Genomic DNA, 17,522 nt, shown 5'->3' with positions numbered 1-17,522 from the left:
TCGACGAGTGGGGGGCTGGCACCCACGGGACGCGGCGCTGGGAGCGAGCCCAGCGGCATACGGCTTGCTCTCTTTTGCCTCTCGGGTCAGTCGGCGAGGAAGCCGAGCAGGTCGGCCCGGGTCAGCACGCCAACCGGCTTGCCGTCCTCGACGACGAGGATCGCGTCCGACTTCTCGAGCTCGTCACGGGCCGCGCCGACCGGCTCGCCGGAGCCGACGAGGGGCAGGCCGGGCTCCATGTGCTTCTCCACGGAGTCGAACAGGTGCGCCTGGCCGGTGAAGAGCGCCTCCATGAGCGCCCGCTCGCTGACCGACCCGGCCACCTCACCGGACATGACCGGCGGCTCCGCCTTGACGACCGGCATCTGCGAGACCCCGAACTCGCGCAGGATGTGGACCGCGTCGCGGATCGTCTCGTTGGGGTGGGTGTGGACGAGCGCCGGCATCTCGCCGGACTTGGTGCGCAGCACCTGGCCGACGGTCTGCTCGTCGTGGTCGTGGAGGAAGCCGTAGGACGACATCCACTCGTCGTTGAAGATCTTGGACATGTAGCCGCGTCCCGAGTCCGGCAGGAGCACGACGACGACGGCGTCCTCCGGGAGGTCCTTCGCGGCACGGAGCGCCGCGACGACGGCCATCCCGCAGGAGCCGCCCACGAGCAGGCCCTCTTCGCGGGCGAGTCGCCGCGTCATCTCGAACGAGTCGGCGTCGGACACGGCGATGACCTCGTCGACGACCGAGGGGTCGTAGGCGCCTGGCCAGAAGTCCTCACCGACCCCCTCGACAAGGTAGGGCCGCCCGGTGCCGCCGCTGTAGACCGAGCCCTCCGGATCGGCGGCGATGATCCGCACCGCACCCCCGGACACCTCCTTGAGGTACCGCCCGGTGCCGCTGATCGTGCCGCCGGTCCCGGCGCCGGCGATGAAGTGGGTCACGCGCCCGTCGGTGTCGCTCCAGATCTCCGGGCCGGTCGTCGCATAGTGGCTGTTGGGACCCTCGGGGTTGTAGTACTGGTTGGGCTTCCAGGCGCCGTCGATCTCCTTCACGAGCCGGTCCGAGACGCTGTAGTAGGAGTCGGGGTGGTCGGGCGCGACCGAGGTCGGGCACACGACGACCTGCGCTCCGTACGCCTTGAGCACGTCCTGCTTGTCCTGGCTGACCTTGTCGGGGCAGACGAAGATGCACGTGTAGCCGCGCCGCTGGGCGATGAGCGCGAGCCCGACACCGGTGTTGCCGCTCGTCGGCTCGACGATGGTGCCGCCGGGCCGAAGCAGCCCCTCCCTCTCGGCCGTCTCGATCATGCGCAGCGCGATCCGGTCCTTGACCGAGCCGCCCGGGTTGAAGTACTCGATCTTGGCCAGCACGGTGCACCTGACGCCCGCGTCCTCGACGACCGAGTTGAGCTTGACGAGGGGCGTGTTGCCGACGAGGTCGGAGATGTGCTCTGCGTACTTCACCGGATCATCCTAGGTCGCGCTGTCATCCTCAGGACGGGCAGGTATGCCGCTGAGCTTGCTCGCGCTCGCCCCCGCCCTTCCGGCCTTGCGGGGTGGGCATTCCCCGTCAGCACCACACGTTACGGTGATACCGGGTTCTCCTGGGGTTCACTCCACCACGAGGGGGTTCTGCATGAGCCGCGCACGACGCGCTCGGAAGATCGCCCAGACCGCGGCTTTCGGCGGCGGTGTGGGCGCCGCGGGGCTGGGTGCCCTTGGGCTGGCCGGCTACGGCCTGCTCCGGATCGAGGCGCTGATGGCCCGCTTGATCATGGGTCAGCACTTCGCCGGGGCACCGGACGACGAAGGGACCTATGGCTTCGGCCACGGAGCGCCGATCCGCCTCCTCGTGCTGGGCGACTCGACGGGCGCGGGCATGGGCGCGGAGCACGCGAGACAGACGATCGGGGCAACCATCGCGAACGGCGTGGCCGCCTTCAGCGGTCGCCCGGTCGAGCTGACCAACGTCGCGGTCATCGGCGCCGAGTCGCCCCACCTCGGCGGCCAGGTCGACCGGGCGCTCGAGCGGGTCGCCGACCCCGACATCGCCGTCATCTCCATCGGCGCCAACGACGTGACGCACCGGATCGAGCGCTCACTGGCCGTCCGACACCTCGAGATGGCCGTCCAGCGGCTGCGCGACGCCGGCGCGGAGGTCGTCGTGGCCACCTGCCCCGACCTGGGTGCGATCGAGCCGCTGCACCAGCCCCTGCGCTACTTCGCGCGGCGGTGGTCGCGAGACCTCGCGGCCGCCCAGACCGTGGCCGTGGTCGAGGCCGGCGGGCGCGCCGTGTCGGTCGGGGACCTGCTCAGCGAGGCCTTCTCGGCGGAGCCGCACGTGATGTTCAGCAAGGACCGGTTCCATCCGAGTCCGGCCGGCTACGCGCGGGTGGCCGCCGCCCTGCTGCCCACGGTGAGCGCAGCGCTCGACCTGTTCGGCGAGCGGAGCGCACCGACGCAGCCGAGCCCGTGGCGTGGCGAGGGGGTCGGGCCGGTGGCCGTCGCGGCGAGCCGCGCGGTGGCCAACCCGGGCACCGAGGTCGCTCCCGCCGAGGTGGGCGGCCAGGCACGAGGTGTCCACGGCCGCTGGGCGATGATCCGTCGCCGGCTCCGGCCGACCGTCGCGGTCCCGCAAGCCGACCCGGTGCGCGAGGACGAGCCGGTCAAGGCCGGTGTTGGGGAGACGGATCCGGGGACCGCGCGCCAACCCTGATCCGGCCGGCCCCAGCGTCGAGTGTGCAGTTCGCGCCGCTCCTCTCCGTCGACTGTGCACTCCCTGCAGTACAGGGGAGAAGTGACGGGACGTCCGGCGCGGTCCGTGCGTGGGGCGCCGGGCTTGACGGCTTCGGTCCCGTCAATCGTCCCCCCTTCAGGCAGTCTGCCGCTGGCCCCACGCGCGCCCCCGCACAGTCCCAGCACTGCCGGCCTTCCGGTCGAGTGTGCACTTCGCGCCGCCGACCCCGGCGCGAAGTGCACACTCGACGAAGAGGGGGCGGCGCGAAGTGCACACTCGACGAAGAGAGGGCGGCGCGAAGTGCACACTCGACGAAGAGGGGGCGGCCGAAGCCGGTCAGCCCAGGGCCGCGACCTGATCCGACGGGGGCGCCTTGATTCCCAGGTCCTCGTTCCACCGCGAGAAGTTCAGTTCAGCGGGACTCGTCGACGAGCCCGTGAAGCGGACGATCTCGAACTTCGCCTTCGACACGTAGAGGGCGCCCTCGGCCCGGCCCTTGGCGTCGGTGAGCACCCAGGCGTCGACCCCGCCGACCGACTCGGAACCCACGGCGTCGGACAGCTGCGACGGCGTCACCGCGTTGAACGCCTCGTCGAGGAAGGAGTTGAGGCTTAGCTGCTGGGTCAGCTCGTCCGCCGCGACCGGTGCCTTGACGAACTTGTCCGCGGCGGGCGGTGAGGGCAGGCCCTGGGACTTCCAGAACTGCGCATCGCCCTGGAGGTACACCTGCTCGGCCGCCGAGATGACCCGCACCTTGCCCTTGTCCTGGACCTGCAGCGTGACGTCGGCGCTCGAGCCGTCGCTCGTGCCCTTGAAGTCGATGACCAGCTCGGTGCCGCCCTGGTCGATCCGGCCGGTGAACGCTGCCGACGTCGCACTGACCGCGTTCGCCCTGGCCTTCTCGAGGATGTCGGCCGCGCTGGGAGTCGGCACGCCCTGCGTGGCTGTCTCCGCGGACGACACCGTCGACGCGGCCGGAGGCGCGGTGGACGTCGTGCAGGCGGCGAGGACACCCAGCAGGCCAGCGCCGGCAACTGCCGCGACGCGGGTGCGAAAGGAGGGTGGGATCGTCGCGCTCATCGCTGCTCACCCTAACCCGGGGCCTCGAAAGCTGTTCAGTCGATCGCGGGCGAGGGCCGGGCGGGGACGAGACGCACGCCATAGGGGTGCGGGTGTCGCGGACCCAGCCCAGCGGCATACCATCGGGAGGAACTGAGCGCCCGCTTACCTCCGGGCGCCCGCAGACACAGCCGTCCGCAGGAGGACATCGTGACCGAAGCCGTCATCGTCTCGACCGCCCGCTCGCCGTTCGGGCGCGCCTTCAAGGGCTCGCTGAAGGACGTGCGCCCCGACGACCTGGCCGCCACCGTCATCCAGGCGGCGCTCGACAAGATTCCCGCGCTCGACAAGTCCCTCATCGAGGACATCTACCTCGGCTGCGCGGAGCCGTCGCACCGGCACGGGTCCAACATGGCCAAGGTCGTCGCGACGCTCCTCGACCTGGACGGCACGCCGGGCGCCACGGTCAACCGGTTCTGCGCGAGCTCCGCGCAGACGACGCGGATGGCTTTCCACGCGATCAAGGCCGGCGAGGGCGACATCTTCGTCTCGGCCGGCGTCGAGTGCGTGTCGCAGTACGTCGGGTTCGCCGGCGCCGGCGGCGCCAGTGAGAACGACCGCAACCCCAAGTTTGATGCCGCTCAGGACCGCACGAAGCGCACCGCGGAGACGAACGAGAAGTGGCACGACCCCCGCGAGGACGGCGAGCTGCCCGACGTCTACATCGCCATGGGGCAGACGGCCGAGAACGTCGCCACCGCCTACGGCATCGGCCGCGACCGGCAGGACGAGTGGGGGGTCATCTCGCAGAACCGCGCCGAGGCCGCCATCAAGCGTGGCTTCTTCGACTGGGAGATCGCGCCGATCACCACGCCGGACGGCACGGTCGTGACCAAGGACGACGGCCCCCGCCCGGGCGTCACCTTCGAGGCGGTCCAGGCGCTCAACCCGGTCTTCCGGGAGAACGGCACCGTCACCGCCGGCAACTGCTGCCCGCTCAACGACGGCGCAGCGGCCCTGGTCGTCATGAGCGACACGAAGGCCAAGGAGCTCGGCCTCGAGCCGCTCGCCCGCGTCGTCTCGACCGCGGCGACCGCCCTGTCCCCCGAGATCATGGGCCTCGGGCCGGTGGACGCCGTGGGCCTCGCGCTCAAGCGGGCGGGCATGTCGATCGGCGACATGGACCTCTACGAGATCAACGAGGCGTTCGCGGCGCAGGTCATCGGGTCGGCCGACCAGATCGGCATGGACTACGACAAGCTCAACGTCAATGGCGGCGCCATCGCGATCGGCCACCCCTTCGGGGCCACCGGTGCACGCATCACCGGGACGATCATCAACGCCCTCCGGGACCGGGACGAGCAGTTCGGCCTCGAGACGATGTGCGTCGGCGGCGGCCAGGGCATGGCGGTCATCTTCGAGCGCCTCAGCTGACAACAGAATCGAGTGTGCACTTTCTGCCATCACACGTGCGTTCGGGCAGCGCGCGACAGGGCAGAAAGTGCACACTCGATTCTTGCGTCAGAGGCTGTGTCGTATGCCGCTCAGCTCAGTCACGATGCCCCCGACCTCCGCGTCGGGCTGGGTGGCGAAGAGGTCGTAGACCATGACCGTCAGCTGGTCCATCACCGTTGCGGGACCGAGGTCGGGCACCCGCTGGGCCGGCGTGCCGCGCAACCCGGCGACACGGTCAGCGAGCCGCTGAACGAGTGCCGAGGTCAGCGGCATACGAGAAAGCGCGTGGTCGAGCGGCAGCTGACGCCACCTCTCGACCACGCGCCGTAGCTCGTCGGAGACCTCCTGCGGAACAGGCGACCTCACGGCCGGATCGTCACCCGTCGCGCAGTCGCGCGAGGAGGCGGGCGATCTCGATGTAGAGCCAGACGAGCGTGACGATGAGGCCGTGCGCGAGCAGCCACGAGTACTTCTGCGGCGCGCCCAGGCGGACGGCGTTGTCGATCGAGTCGAAGTCGACCGCGAGCGAGTAGGACGCGAGGCCCACACCGAGGAGGCTGAGGCCGATGCCAATCGCACCGCTGCCGCCGAAGCCCCAGCCGTCGATGACGCCCGTCATCAGGAGGACCACCTGGATGATCGAGAAGAGGGCGTAGCCGGCGATCATGAAGATGAAGATGCGCCGGGACTTCTCGGTCACCTTGATCAGGCCGGTCGCGTATCCCGCGTACATGGCCACGAACACGCACAGCGTGGCGACGACGGCCGTGAGCACGAGGTCGGCGCCGTAGGCCGAGGCGAGGAAGTAGCTGAACGCGCCGACGAAGACGCCCTGGACCGCGGCGTAGACGAAGTAGAGCGGCGTCGGGATGTTCTTCATGAACATCATCGCGAAGCCGAGGATCAGCGTGCCGAACATGCCGCCGAGCCACAGCGGTGACACGAGGTTCGGGTTGGAGTCCACCATGAACCAGGACACGCCGGCGCCGGCGAGCGTGATGACGAAGAGCACGAGGCTCTTGATGATGACGTCGTCGAGCGTCACGCGACCCGTGTCGACGGGTCCGGCGGCCTGACGCGCGTAGAGGTCGTTGAGCTGCTCGGCCGTCACGGCGTCCTGCACGGCGTAGCCGGAGGTGGCCGCCTGCGTTGACCCCATGGGGCCCTGCTGCCGCCCGCGCTGCGGCTCGCCGAAGCCGGCGTACCGCTCCTGCTGCAGCTGCTTGTCGATCCGGTCGAAGACCGGGTTTCCACCTGCCATGTGTTCGTGCCTCCCCAGCACCTGGGGCCACGTGCCCCTCGATGGGCGTGGCGACTTGTCACTACCCTAAGCGTTCGAGGTGTCAGTCGGAGTTCCCGGGACAGCGGTTGGCGCCGGGACGAGACGGAACCGTGACCGTGCGGGGCGGCATACTGAGGGCTCCGCCCCCGTAGCCCAACCGGCAGAGGCAGGCGACTTAAAATCGCCCAAGTCAGGGTTCGAATCCCTGCGGGGGTACTGGCTTTCGGGGTCGACTCATATCCTGCTCCGCCTCGCGGAGCAGAATCCGAGTCCCCGCGCTCCCCCGCGAATCCTCAAAACGCACATCCCGCCGCGCGCTCGTATCTTGCTCCGCCTCGCGGAGCAGGATCCGAGTGGGCCTTGGCGGCCGGCATTCATGCGGGTCGTGGTGCAGCGCCCGGTCAGGCGATGGACAGGGCGATCCCGTCGAGGATGTCGTGCTCGGACGTGATGGCTTCGGCCACCCCCGCCGCTTCGGAGACGCGCTCGATGATCCGCCGCCAGACGAGTGCTCCGGCGCCGATGACGTCCACCCGGCCCGGATGCATGTACGGCAGTGCCGCGCGCTCGGCCCGCGACATGCCCAACAGCTCCGTGCACGCGTCGGTCAGCCGCTCGACCGGCAGCTGCGACAGATGGATCGCCTCCGGGTCGTAACGGGGCAGTCGCAGCGCGTGCGCGGTGATCGTCGTGACACTTCCGGCGAGACCGACGAGCGCGCGTGCCTCGGACAGCGGGACAGCGGCCGCCGCTTCGTCGATGGCGCGATCGACGTCGGCGGTGGCGGCCGCAATCTCCTCCGGGCTCGGTGGGTCCGTGTGGAGGTGCCGCTCGGTCATCCGCACACAGCCGACGTCAACTGACCTGGCCGCCTCGAGCCGGTCGGTGCCCAGCACGAACTCGGTTGACCCGCCGCCGATGTCGACCACGAGATAGGGACCGGCCACCCCGAGCCCAGCCAGGCCGCCGGTCGCTCCGCTGAACGACAGGCTCGCCTCCTCGTCCCCGCTGACGACCTCCGGGACGACGTCGGCACCCCATAGCTCGTGGAAGGCGGATCGGACGCCCTCGACGAACGTCGTCGCGTTGCGCGCGTCGCGTGACGCCGAGGTCGCCACGAAACGCACACGGGACGCGCCGAGCTGACGGCACTCAGCGGCATACGTCCTCGTCATGTCCAGCGTGCGCTGCATCGACTCGTCGGAGATGACACCGGTGCGGTCGACTCCGTGCCCCAGGCGCACGATCTCCATCCGGCGCCGCACGTCGGCCAGCGCCCTCGTCGCAGGGTCGATGTCCGCGACGAGGAGGCGGATGGAGTTCGTGCCGCAGTCCACGGCTCCGACCCGCACGAGGTCGTCACCCACGGGCGTTGTCCCCACGATCGGCCGCCGCGTCCTCCGTCGCGTGGATCGCGGCGCACGACGTCGGCACCCACCAGTCGGGGAGCATCGCGAGCGCCTCGTCACCGAGCGGGTTGACCCCACGTCCAGCGGCGAGGGAGTGCGCGACGAGGACGTGCAGGCACTTGACCCGGGTCGGCATCCCGCCCGCCGACACGCCCGCGATCTCGGGGACCTCGCCGAGCTCGGACCGTTTGGCCAGGTAGTGCTGGTGGGCCTGCTCGTAGGCAGCGCGCAGCTCCCCGTCATCGGCGAGGCGGGCCGTCATCTCCTTCATGACGCCCTCGGTCTCGAGCGTGCTGATCGCACCGGTGAGCCGGGGGCAGGTGGCGTAGTACGTCGTGGGGAAGGGCGTGCCGTCCGGCAGACGCGGCTCGGTCCGCACGACGTCCGGCTCGCCGCAGAAACAGCGATGGGCGACCTCGGCCACGCCGCGAGGGGGTCGTCCGAGCTGCCGCTCGACGCAGACGAGGTCAGCAGGGTCGACGGCACGCTGGTTGGCGTCGGGAGCCGGCTCCGGTCCCGTCATCGGGACAGCCCCGCGGTGGGTCGGTCGGCGATCTGGATGGACTGCCACACCTTGCCGTACCACGGCGCCGACTCGTTGGCCATCGGCGCCGCCACGACCGGCTCCCCAGACTGCTGCTGGCTGCGCTGGCCCTCGAGACCGGTGACGGAGTAGGCCCTGTCACCGACGCGCACGAAGCGCAATCGCTCTCGGGCCTGCTCCTCGATGTACCTCGGGTCCTTCCACAGGGCCGCCTCCTTCGTCAGCTCTTCCACAGTGGCCCGCTGCCGCGCCACCCTCTCCTGCAGGGCGACCGTGTCGTTGCTCTGCTGGATGACCGAGCGAAGGGTCGGCACGAGGGTCACCGCGAGCATGACGACGATGCCGAGCAGGATCGCGCCGCGCACCCACGTCGTCGACTGGGACGGGGGCTCGGGCGATCTGGTGCGCGCGCGGGCTGCGTGCGCGGGTCGCTCACTGCCCTGCCTGGGGCGGCCGGGGGTGCGTGTGGATCCCTGGCGCGGCCGCCCCCCGCCCGCGGGCCCGCGACGGGCCCGTGGGGTCCGCTGGCGGTCGTTGCCACCCGAGCGGGACGGGGTGCGGTTGGTGCGGTCTGGCATCAGGCCTCCACGTCGGTGGGCCGGTCCGGCTCAGCCCTCAGGCCTGGACGCGTCGAAGCGCGGGAAGGCGCCGGCCCCCGCGTAGACGCCGGCGTCGTCCAGCTCCTCTTCGATGCGCAGCAGCTGGTTGTACTTGGCGACCCGTTCGGAGCGCGCCGGCGCGCCGGTCTTGATCTGGCCGCAGTTCGTCGCGACGGCGAGGTCGGCGATCGTGACGTCTTCGGTCTCACCGGACCGGTGGCTCATCATGCAGCGGTAGCCGTTGCTCTGGGCCAGCGCCACGGCGTCGAGCGTCTCGGTGAGCGTGCCGATCTGGTTGACCTTGACGAGCAGCGCGTTCGCGGTGCCCGTCGCGATGCCCCGGGCGAGGCGCTCCGGGTTGGTGACGAACAAGTCGTCGCCGACGAGCTGGACCCGGTCACCGAGGCGCTCGGTGATGGCCTTCCAGCCGTCCCAGTCCTCCTCGTTGAGCGGGTCTTCGATGGAGACGAGCGGATAGGCGTCGACGAGGCCGGCGTAGTAGTCGATCATCTCGTCGGCCGACTTGGCCGCCCCTTCGAACTCGTAGGAGCCGTCCTTGTGGAACTCCGACGCGGCGACGTCGAGAGCCAGTGCGACGTCCTTGCCCGGCACGTATCCGGCGGCGGTGATCGCCTCGACGATGATGTCGAGAGCCGCGCGGTTGGAGTCGAGGTTCGGCGCGAAGCCTCCCTCGTCGCCGAGGCCGGTGGCCAGGCCGCGGTCGTGCAGCACCTTCTTGAGCGAGTGGTAGACCTCGGTCCCCCAGCGCAGCGCCTCCCGGAAGGTCGGCGCTCCGATCGGGGCGACCATGAACTCCTGGATGTCGACGTTGGTGTCGGCGTGCGAGCCACCGTTGAGGATGTTCATCATCGGCACGGGAAGGACGTGTGCGTTCGGGCCGCCGACGTAGCGGAAGAGCGGGAGACCAGCCGACTCGGCCGCGGCGTGGGCAACGGCGAGGGACACGCCGAGGATCGCGTTGGCGCCGAGGTTCTCCTTGTTGGCGGTGCCGTCGAGAGCCTTCATCTCCGCGTCGACGAGCCGCTGCTCGCTTGCATCGAAGCCGACGAGGCCGGGGTTGATCTGCTCGATGACGGCGTCCACGGCCTGCTCGACCCCCTTGCCGAGGTAGCGCCCCTTGTCGCCGTCGCGGCGCTCGGAGGCCTCGAAGGCCCCGGTCGAGGCGCCGGACGGCACGGCCGCCCGGGCGAATGTCCCGTCGTCGAGGCGAATCTCGACCTCGACGGTCGGGTTGCCGCGCGAGTCGAGGATCTCGCGGGCGCCTATCTCCTCAATGGTGGCCACTGTTGCTCCTGTGGTCGGTCGAACCGGTCTGGCGCGTACGTCCCGAGCGTAGCCCGTTGCCCTGCACCGCTCGATGAGCGACCCGGCAGTCCATTTCGCGGTTCTGCCGCGCGTCGTCACACGGTCGGGTCATACTCTTAGTGTCGTCGCGGGGGACGTGCGTCCAGACAGGGCAGGCGCATAGCGCCAGGGGTGGGGAGATTTCTGGAACATGGTCCAGTCCGTACACGAGACTGACTTGCGGATGCTCGCTGTTGCCGCGAGACCGGTCGTGCAGCCGCGCACCGAGCGAACCAAGAGCATCCGGCTCTTCCAGCTGGCCATCGCGGGCGGCGACCTCGCCATCATCGTCGTGGCCACCACCCTCGCCGCCATCGGCAGGTACCGACTCGACATCTTCCGCGAGTCCGCCGATGTGAGTGAGGTGGCCCAATCGGTCGGTCCCTGGGTCGTGCTCGGCTGGATGCTCGTCAACCTCGCCGTCGGCACGTACCGGTCCGGACACCTGGGTGTCGGGACGACCGAGTACGCCAAGGTCCTCGTGGCGGCCGCCTTCACGGGCGGGGCGATCGGCATCATCAGCTACCTCACGAAGTTCAACCTCTCGCGCGGATTCTTCGTGCTCCTCTTCGTCGTCGGCGTCCCGCTGCTGCTGCTGTGGCGGTGGACGGCTCGCCGAATCGTCCATCGCCTCCACCTGCGCGGCTACCTCGTGACGAAAGTGCTCATCGCAGGGTCGGCACAGCATGTCGACGAGGTCGCGGCGGTTCTCGACCGCGAGTCGTGGCTGGGCTACCGGATCATCGGCGCCCTGCTGCCACCCTCCGACGTGCTCGGGGCGACCCCGCGAGGAGTGCCGGTGGTGGGCCTCAGCACCGAGACCGCACTGGCGACACGCGAGAACGCCGCCGACCTCGTCGTCTTCACCGAGGGCGCCCTGAAGTCGTCGACGGACTTCCGGCGGATCGCCTGGGACCTCGAGGGCCATCACGTGCAGATGGCCGTCGTGCCGAGCCTCAGCGACATCTCGTCCGGCCGCGTGATGATGCGTCCCGTCGGGGGTCTTCCCCTCGTCCATATCGAGCCACCGCAGAGTCTCGGGGCCAGCCGCGGTCTGAAGCGCGCCTTCGACGCGATCGGTGCGGCCCTGGGCCTCGTCATTCTCGGACCGTTCATGCTGGCCGTGGCGGTTGCCATCAGACTGCAGGACGGTGGCCCAATCCTGTTCCGGCAGATCAGGGTCGGCAGAGACGGCCAGCTGTTCGAGTGCCTCAAGTTCCGCAGCATGGTGGTTGACGCCGAGGCGCGTCTGTCTGCCGTCACGCACCTGAACCAGAACGCCGACGGCGTGCTCTTCAAGGCCCAGCAGGATCCGCGGATCACTCGCGTCGGCCGCTTCATCCGCCGGTACTCGATCGACGAACTGCCCCAGCTGATCAACGTGATCGGCGGCGACATGAGCCTGGTCGGGCCTCGACCGGCCCTGCCCGCTGAGGTCAGGCGTTACTCAGCCGACGTCCAGCGCCGTCTGCACGTCCGCCCCGGCATGACCGGCCTGTGGCAGGTGTCCGGGCGGAGTGACCTCTCGTGGGACGACACGGTGCGCCTGGACCTCTACTACGTCGACAACTGGTCGATCGTCCAGGACCTGTCCATCGTCATGAAGACGGTGCGGGCCGTGTTCAGCTCAGCGGGCGCGTACTGAGTGGTGGCCGCCCGGCAAGCCCAGCGGCATACGGCATCAAAAGAATTCGGCGTATGCCGCTGAGCTCGCCTCGTGCGCAAGCTCAGTCGCGTCTCGCTTGGCTCTCGCTCGCCTCGGCGAGCCGGCGCAGCGTCTCGCGGAGGGCCGCCTCGGCGTCCACGCCTGAGGCCTTGGCCCGCCGCACGAGCGCCAGCAGCTCCGCGCCGAGGCCGCCGGCTGACTCGGCGAGGTCGAGCAGGTCCGCGCGGCCGTTCCGCTCGAGCCGGCTGACGTACTTCTCTGCGCGGGCGAGGGCGGGAAGGCTGACGGGCACCCCCTCGAGGGGATGGTTGCGGTGCTCCTTCTCGGCCGCCTTGATCGTCTCCCAGTTGGCCTCGACGGCGTCGGGCGTCTGCGCATCGACGTCGGCGAAGACGTGGGGGTGCCGACGGACGAGCTTCTCGACAAGGCCGCCTGCGACGTCGTCGATGTCGAACGGTGCGCTCGGGTGCTCCTCAGCAACGCGGGACTGGAAGGCGATCTGCAGGAGCAGGTCACCCAGCTCCTCGCGCATGTGGTCGGGGTCGCCGGACTCGAGGGCCTCGATCGCCTCGTGGGCTTCCTCGAGCAGGTAGGGGACGAGGCTCTCGTGGGTCTGCTGGGCATCCCACGGGCAGCCGCCCGGGGACCGCAGCCGGTCCATGACCGCGACCACGTCGAGCAGGCGTGCCCCCGGCAGGTCGAAAGAGCCGACGAGGACCTCGACGTCCGGGGGCTCGGGCAGCCTGCTGACCTCGGTGGCGATCGCCTCGTTGAGACCAGGGTCCCCATCGGCGGAGCCGATCCACACGGCCGGGCCGGCGGCTGCGGCGTTGACGAGGGCACGAGCGAGCGAGGGCACGTCCGATCGGTCGCGGGTCACGACCTCGACGCCCGCCTCGGCAATCGACTCGGCCTGTGGCTCGTCCGGTGCCGCCCACACCTGCCGGGCGCCGGACAAGGCGGCCCACGCATCACGAGTGAGCACGCCCGGGGCAACCCGGGGCGTCGACAGGAGAAGGACGATGCGCCGTTCGTCGCGGACGATCTCCTCCGTCGCTTCACTCACCGCCCGGTGCGAGGATCCAGTTGGGCCGCTGCTGGCCAATGGTGAAGAAGACCGGAGGCTGCTCGGAGCGGACCAGCTCGCCGAACCGTGGGTTCACGCTGATCTTGGCCTTGTCGAGGCTCTCGCGGTAGCGTGCGACGTCCTGGGTGGTCATCTGACCCGACTGGAGCAGGGCGACGGTGTTGATGAACTCCTTCGTCGTGTCGGTCGCATCCGGAATCGCGGCAATGGCGCTCGCAGCGGTCGCGTCCGGCTGCCAGCCGCCTGACTGGCTGAGGGCTTCGTGGAGCAGGGGCGAGGCAACGAGGGCCGTGACGACGATGTTCTCCGGGAAGTTGAACTTGGCCTCCTGCAGCTGCCGCGCGGTCTCCTCGACCTGGTCCTCGTGGATCACCTCGCCGTTCACGACGGCGGCGCCCTGCTGCCTCGTCTCGAAGCCACAGCCCGCGAGCACGGTGACGGCACTGAGCACCACGAGGGCGGCCGCTGCGACGCGCTTCGATGAACGGGCGCGGACTGACGTTGCCTTCACTGAACTCCTCCTCTGGCGGACCCGGGTGACATCTTACGGTGCGCTCGAGGCGGCCGAGGCCACCCCGGCTGCAGCGGCGATGTCATCGAGCAGCACTGCGGTGATGAGCTGCCGCGCCCACGCGACGACCTCGAGGTCGCGCAGCGGCTTGCCCCCCACCCGGGCCGTCGTCGGCACCGGGACGAGGATCGTGCCGAGCGCCTCCTTGACGATCGTCCCGGGGTAGAGCCGCATGAGGCGCAGCTGCTGGCTCTCGCGGAGGTCCTTGACGGGGCCGAAGCGGACGTACTTGCCCTGGACCCCGATGTCGCCGATCCGGGCCCTGCGCGCGACGACCCGCAGGCGGGCCACCTCGAGGAGGTTGTCGACCGGCTGGGGCGGCGGGCCGTAGCGGTCGCGCAGCTCGGCCCCGATCTCGTCGACCGCCTCCTGGCTCTCCACGGTCGCGAGCTTCTTGTACGCCTCGAGGCGCAGCCGCTCCCCCGGCACGTAGTCGTGCGGCAGATGGGCGTCGACGGGCAGCTCGATCTTGATCTCGGCGGGCGCCTCGTCGGCGTCGCCCCGGAAGTCGGCGACGGCCTCGCCGATGAGCCGCACATAGAGGTCGAAGCCGACGCCGGCGATGTGCCCGGACTGCTCACCGCCGAGCAGGTTGCCGGCGCCGCGGATCTCGAGGTCCTTCATCGCGACCTGCATCCCGGCACCCAGGTCGGTGTGGCTCGCGATGGTGCGCAGCCGGTCGTGCGCCGTCTCCGTCAGCGGCTTCTCCGGGGGGTACAGGAAGTAGGCATAGGCCCGCTCGCGCCCGCGCCCGACTCGGCCCCGGAGCTGGTGCAGCTGCGAAAGACCGAGCATGTCGGCACGCTCGACGATGAGGGTGTTGGCGTTCGAGATGTCGAGACCGGTCTCGACGATGGTCGTGCAGACGAGGACATCGAAGCGCTTCTGCCAGAAGTCCTCGACGACCTGCTCGAGGCGGTGCTCGCCCATCTTGCCGTGGGCCGTCGCGATCCGCGCCTCGGGGACGAGCTCGCGCAGGCGGGAGGCCGCCTTCTCGATGCTGCTGACCTTGTTGTGGATGAAGAAGACCTGGCCCTCCCGGAGCAGCTCTCTGCGGATGGCCGCGGTGATCTGCTTCTCGTCATAGGCACCGACGAAGGTGAGGATGGGATGGCGCTCCTCCGGCGGCGTTGCCAGAGTGGACATCTCGCGGATCCCGGTGACGGCCATCTCGAGCGTACGCGGGATCGGCGTGGCGGACATCGACAGCACGTCGACCGCAGTCCGCATCGTCTTGAGCAGCTCCTTGTGCTCGACACCGAAGCGCTGCTCCTCGTCGACGACAACGAGGCCGAGGTCCTTGAAGCGGATGTCCTTGCCGAGGAGCCGGTGGGTGCCGATGACGATGTCGACCGTCCCGTCCGCCAGGCCGTCGACGACCTCCTTGGCCTCCTTGTCCGACTGGAACCGGGAGAGCGCCTTGACCTTGACGGGGAACTGGGCGTATCGCTCCGAGAACGTCTGGAAGTGCTGGCTGACGAGGAGCGTCGTCGGCACGAGGATGCCGACCTGCTTGCCGTCCTGGATCGCCTTGAAGGCCGCGCGAACGGCGATCTCCGTCTTGCCGTAGCCGACGTCACCGGAGATGAGCCGGTCCATCGGAACCTGCTTCTCCATGTCGGCCTTGACCTCGTCGATGCTCGAGAGCTGGTCCGGCGTCTCGACGTAGGCGAAGGCCTCCTCGAGCTCGCGCTGCCACGGCGTGTCGGCGCCGAAGGCGTGCCCCTTGGTCGCCTGACGGGCGCTGTAGAGCCGGATGAGGTCGGCGGCAATCTGCTTGACGTATCGTTTCGCTCGCGACTTCGTCTTGGTCCAGTCGGAGCCGCCCATCTTGTTGAGCGTCGGCTCCTCGCCACCGACGTACTTGGTCACCTGGTCGAGCTGGTCGGTCGGGACGTAGAGGCGGTCACCCGGTTGGCCCCGCTTGCTGGCGGCGTACTCGATGACGAGGTACTCGCGGGTGGCGCCCTGGACCGTGCGCTGCATCATCTCGACGAAGCGTCCGACCCCGTGCTGCTCGTGGACGACGAAGTCGCCGGGACGCAGCTGGAGCGGGTCGACCTGGTTGCGGCGTCTGGAGGGCATGCGACGCATGTCCTTGGTGGACGGGCCGGTACCGGCCTGGCCGGTCAGGTCGGTATCGGTCAGCAGCTCGAAGCGCTCGGGCTCGTGGACGAAGCCGCGGCCGAGGGAACCGGTGGTCACGCTGACCGTCCCGGGGGTCAGTGAGTCGGTGAGCGGTTCGACGCGGACCTCGTGCTCGCGCAGCACCTCCTCGATGCGCTTGGCAAGACCCGGCCCCTCCGTCACGACGGCGACGCGCCAGCCAGCCGCCGTGCGGTCACGGAGATGCTCGACCGCGCGCTCGGTGTCCCCGCGGAACGCCTCCGGCTCGCTCGTCGCGACGGTGAGCCGGGCATCGACGTCGTCGTCCTCGATGACGAGGTCGGTGTCGGCGGCGAAAGGGGTCAGGGTCCACCAGGGCCGGCCGGAGGCGGCGGCGTGGGCGCGGAGCTGGGCGATGGTCCAGTAGGAGGCCGTTCCCAGGACCGATTCGAGGTCGACGGGCACCTGGTTGCCGGCGGCCGCGTTGGACCAGCTCGCCTCGAGGAACTCCTGGCTCGTCGCGACGAGGTCGTGGGCGCGGGTCCGAATGCGCTCGGGGTCGCTGAGCAGCACGATCGATTCCTTCGGCAGGACGTCGAGCAACGGCTCCATGCCATCGACGAGCGCTGGGGCCAGGGACTCCATGCCCTCGACTGCGATGCCCTCGGAGACCTTGGTGAGCATCTCGGAGACGCCGGGCAGCTGCTGGGCGAGCTCGCGGGCGCGGCCGCGGACGTCCTCGGTGAGCAGCACCTCCCGACAGGGGGGCGCCCACAGCCCGTGTGCGGCGACCTCGAGGCTGCGCTGGTCGGCCACCTTGAACCAGCGGATCTCCTCGACCGTGTCCCCCCAGAACTCGACTCTGACCGGATGCTCCTCGGTCGGTGGGAAGACGTCGAGGATGCCGCCTCGGACGGCGAACTCACCCCGGCGCTCGACGAGGTCGGTCCTCGTGTAGGCAGCGGCCGACAAGGCGTCGACGACTTCCTCGAGCGGGTGCTCGTCGCCCGCGCGGAGGCTGACCGGCTCGAGGTCGCCGAGCCCTTTCGTGAGCGGCTGGAGCGCCGCGCGGACAGGCGCGATGACCACCGAGAGCGGGCCGTAGACCGAGTCGTCGGGGTCCGGATGGACGATGCGGCGAAGCACGGCGAGACGTCGGCCGACCGTGTCGCTGCGGGGGGACAGTCGCTCATGGGGCAGCGTCTCCCAGCTGGGGAAGACGACAACCTCCTCGGTCGGGAGCAGGCCGCCGAGGGCGGCCTGCAGGTCCTCCGCCTCCCGGGTGGTCGCCGTGATGACGAGGAGCGGCGTCGACGGGCGTGAGGCACGGGCGATGGCGGCGATGAGGAACGGGTTGGCGCCGTCGCTCGACGAGATGTCGACGAGCCGGCTGCGCCCGGCCTCGGCAAGGACGCGACGGACGTCCGGGGCCTGCGTCCAGGCCTCGAAGACGGCGGTGAGACTCATGGGTGGACCGCTCCCTGGGCAACGCTGAAATGCCCCACGCCGGCCGACGTGGGGGGCCCTCCAGAGTAACCACCGTCTGGGGCAGCTCCCGCTCCCGGGGCCGTTGCACCGGCCCGCACTCCCACACGAACCGGTCGTTTGGCGAAAGCGCCACGTTGCTCGGGTGGCTGTAGAAGCATGGG

Annotated in this window: 14 protein-coding genes and 1 tRNA gene; 4 read left to right on the top strand and 11 right to left on the bottom strand. The window is 70.0% G+C overall.

The window, feature by feature from the left end; genetic code table 11:
• Positions 1–86: 86 nt before the first annotated feature.
• Positions 87–1,457, bottom strand: a complete 1,371-nt coding sequence (locus ABF401_RS01835; protein ID WP_353507828.1) for a cystathionine beta-synthase — start codon at positions 1,455–1,457, stop codon at positions 87–89.
• 172 nt (positions 1,458–1,629) lie between these two features.
• On the opposite strand from ABF401_RS01835, the gene ABF401_RS01830 reads away from it, so the two are divergent.
• Complete coding sequence (locus ABF401_RS01830; protein WP_353507827.1) at positions 1,630–2,709, top strand: SGNH/GDSL hydrolase family protein; 1,080 nt, start codon at positions 1,630–1,632, stop codon at positions 2,707–2,709.
• A 357-nt stretch (positions 2,710–3,066) separates the two neighbouring features.
• On the opposite strand, the gene ABF401_RS01825 is transcribed toward ABF401_RS01830, so the two are convergent.
• Positions 3,067–3,810, bottom strand: coding sequence for a hypothetical protein (locus ABF401_RS01825; protein WP_353507826.1), 744 nt, complete (start codon positions 3,808–3,810; stop codon positions 3,067–3,069).
• Positions 3,811–3,999: 189 nt separating this feature from the next.
• Between ABF401_RS01825 and ABF401_RS01820 the strand changes: the two genes are divergently transcribed.
• Positions 4,000–5,223, top strand: coding sequence for an acetyl-CoA C-acetyltransferase (locus ABF401_RS01820; RefSeq protein WP_353507825.1), 1,224 nt, complete (start codon positions 4,000–4,002; stop codon positions 5,221–5,223).
• 87 nt (positions 5,224–5,310) lie between these two features.
• Here the strand turns inward: ABF401_RS01820 and ABF401_RS01815 are convergent, their stop codons facing one another.
• The gene (locus ABF401_RS01815) at positions 5,311–5,610 is read right to left on the bottom strand and encodes a hypothetical protein (RefSeq protein WP_353507824.1); all 300 of its coding nucleotides are present in this window, start codon (positions 5,608–5,610) and stop codon (positions 5,311–5,313) included.
• 10 nt (positions 5,611–5,620) lie between these two features.
• Positions 5,621–6,505 carry a Bax inhibitor-1/YccA family protein gene (locus tag ABF401_RS01810; RefSeq protein ID WP_353507823.1) on the bottom strand — a complete coding sequence of 295 codons (885 nt, stop codon included), beginning with the start codon at positions 6,503–6,505 and terminating at the stop codon, positions 5,621–5,623.
• Between the two features lie 163 nt (positions 6,506–6,668).
• Between ABF401_RS01810 and ABF401_RS01805 the strand changes: the two genes are divergently transcribed.
• Positions 6,669–6,742: transfer RNA gene (locus ABF401_RS01805), tRNA-Leu, on the top strand.
• Positions 6,743–6,927: 185 nt separating this feature from the next.
• Here ABF401_RS01805 and ABF401_RS01800 read toward each other — a convergent pair.
• The 4 genes from ABF401_RS01800 to eno are packed head-to-tail and all read right to left on the bottom strand — an operon-like array spanning position 6,928 to position 10,383.
• Positions 6,928–7,893: a Ppx/GppA phosphatase family protein gene (locus tag ABF401_RS01800; RefSeq protein ID WP_353507822.1), complete on the bottom strand. Its 966-nt coding sequence runs from the start codon at positions 7,891–7,893 to the stop codon at positions 6,928–6,930.
• Positions 7,886–8,458, bottom strand: coding sequence for a DUF501 domain-containing protein (locus ABF401_RS01795; RefSeq protein WP_353507821.1), 573 nt, complete (start codon positions 8,456–8,458; stop codon positions 7,886–7,888). The genes ABF401_RS01800 and ABF401_RS01795 overlap by 8 nt, the downstream gene beginning before the upstream one ends.
• Positions 8,455–9,057 (bottom strand): FtsB family cell division protein, encoded by a 603-nt coding sequence (locus tag ABF401_RS01790; RefSeq protein ID WP_353507820.1) that lies wholly within the window; start codon positions 9,055–9,057, stop codon positions 8,455–8,457. Before ABF401_RS01790 ends, ABF401_RS01795 begins: the two co-directional genes overlap by 4 nt.
• Positions 9,058–9,087: 30 nt before the next feature.
• Positions 9,088–10,383 (bottom strand): phosphopyruvate hydratase, encoded by a 1,296-nt coding sequence (eno, locus tag ABF401_RS01785; protein WP_353507819.1) that lies wholly within the window; start codon positions 10,381–10,383, stop codon positions 9,088–9,090.
• 211 nt (positions 10,384–10,594) lie between these two features.
• Here eno and ABF401_RS01780 point away from each other — a divergent pair, with 211 nt between their 5' ends.
• Positions 10,595–12,088 carry a sugar transferase gene (locus ABF401_RS01780; protein ID WP_353507818.1) on the top strand — a complete coding sequence of 498 codons (1,494 nt, stop codon included), beginning with the start codon at positions 10,595–10,597 and terminating at the stop codon, positions 12,086–12,088.
• Positions 12,089–12,170: 82 nt separating this feature from the next.
• Here the strand turns inward: ABF401_RS01780 and ABF401_RS01775 are convergent, their stop codons facing one another.
• From ABF401_RS01775 to mfd, 3 genes are read right to left on the bottom strand one after another with little or no spacing between them, the layout of a single operon-like run.
• Positions 12,171–13,175 (bottom strand): nucleoside triphosphate pyrophosphohydrolase, encoded by a 1,005-nt coding sequence (locus ABF401_RS01775; RefSeq protein WP_353507817.1) that lies wholly within the window; start codon positions 13,173–13,175, stop codon positions 12,171–12,173.
• Complete coding sequence (locus ABF401_RS01770; protein WP_353507816.1) at positions 13,168–13,707, bottom strand: hypothetical protein; 540 nt, start codon at positions 13,705–13,707, stop codon at positions 13,168–13,170. Before ABF401_RS01770 ends, ABF401_RS01775 begins: the two co-directional genes overlap by 8 nt.
• 33 nt (positions 13,708–13,740) lie before the next feature.
• Positions 13,741–17,340 carry a transcription-repair coupling factor gene (gene mfd, locus ABF401_RS01765; protein ID WP_353507815.1) on the bottom strand — a complete coding sequence of 1,200 codons (3,600 nt, stop codon included), beginning with the start codon at positions 17,338–17,340 and terminating at the stop codon, positions 13,741–13,743.
• Positions 17,341–17,522: the final 182 nt, after the last annotated feature.

Origin of the sequence: Intrasporangium sp. (assembly GCF_040414665.1) — a bacterium.
Classification (GTDB): domain Bacteria; phylum Actinomycetota; class Actinomycetes; order Actinomycetales; family Dermatophilaceae; genus Intrasporangium.
This window is presented reverse-complemented; position numbering and strand designations above follow the sequence as displayed.

What these genes read in the sequence shown, in the direction of transcription:
- ABF401_RS01825 (WP_353507826.1), bottom strand. Translation starts at nt 3,810, where the DNA reads ATGAGCGCGACGATCCCACCCTCCTTTCGCACCCGCGTCGCGGCAGTT.
- ABF401_RS01810 (WP_353507823.1), bottom strand. Translation starts at nt 6,505, where the DNA reads ATGGCAGGTGGAAACCCGGTCTTCGACCGGATCGACAAGCAGCTGCAG.
- ABF401_RS01795 (WP_353507821.1), bottom strand. Translation starts at nt 8,458, where the DNA reads ATGACGGGACCGGAGCCGGCTCCCGACGCCAACCAGCGTGCCGTCGAC.
- ABF401_RS01780 (WP_353507818.1), top strand. Translation starts at nt 10,595, where the DNA reads ATGGTCCAGTCCGTACACGAGACTGACTTGCGGATGCTCGCTGTTGCC.
- ABF401_RS01830 (WP_353507827.1), top strand. Translation starts at nt 1,630, where the DNA reads ATGAGCCGCGCACGACGCGCTCGGAAGATCGCCCAGACCGCGGCTTTC.
- mfd (WP_353507815.1), bottom strand. Translation starts at nt 17,340, where the DNA reads ATGAGTCTCACCGCCGTCTTCGAGGCCTGGACGCAGGCCCCGGACGTC.
- ABF401_RS01790 (WP_353507820.1), bottom strand. Translation starts at nt 9,057, where the DNA reads ATGCCAGACCGCACCAACCGCACCCCGTCCCGCTCGGGTGGCAACGAC.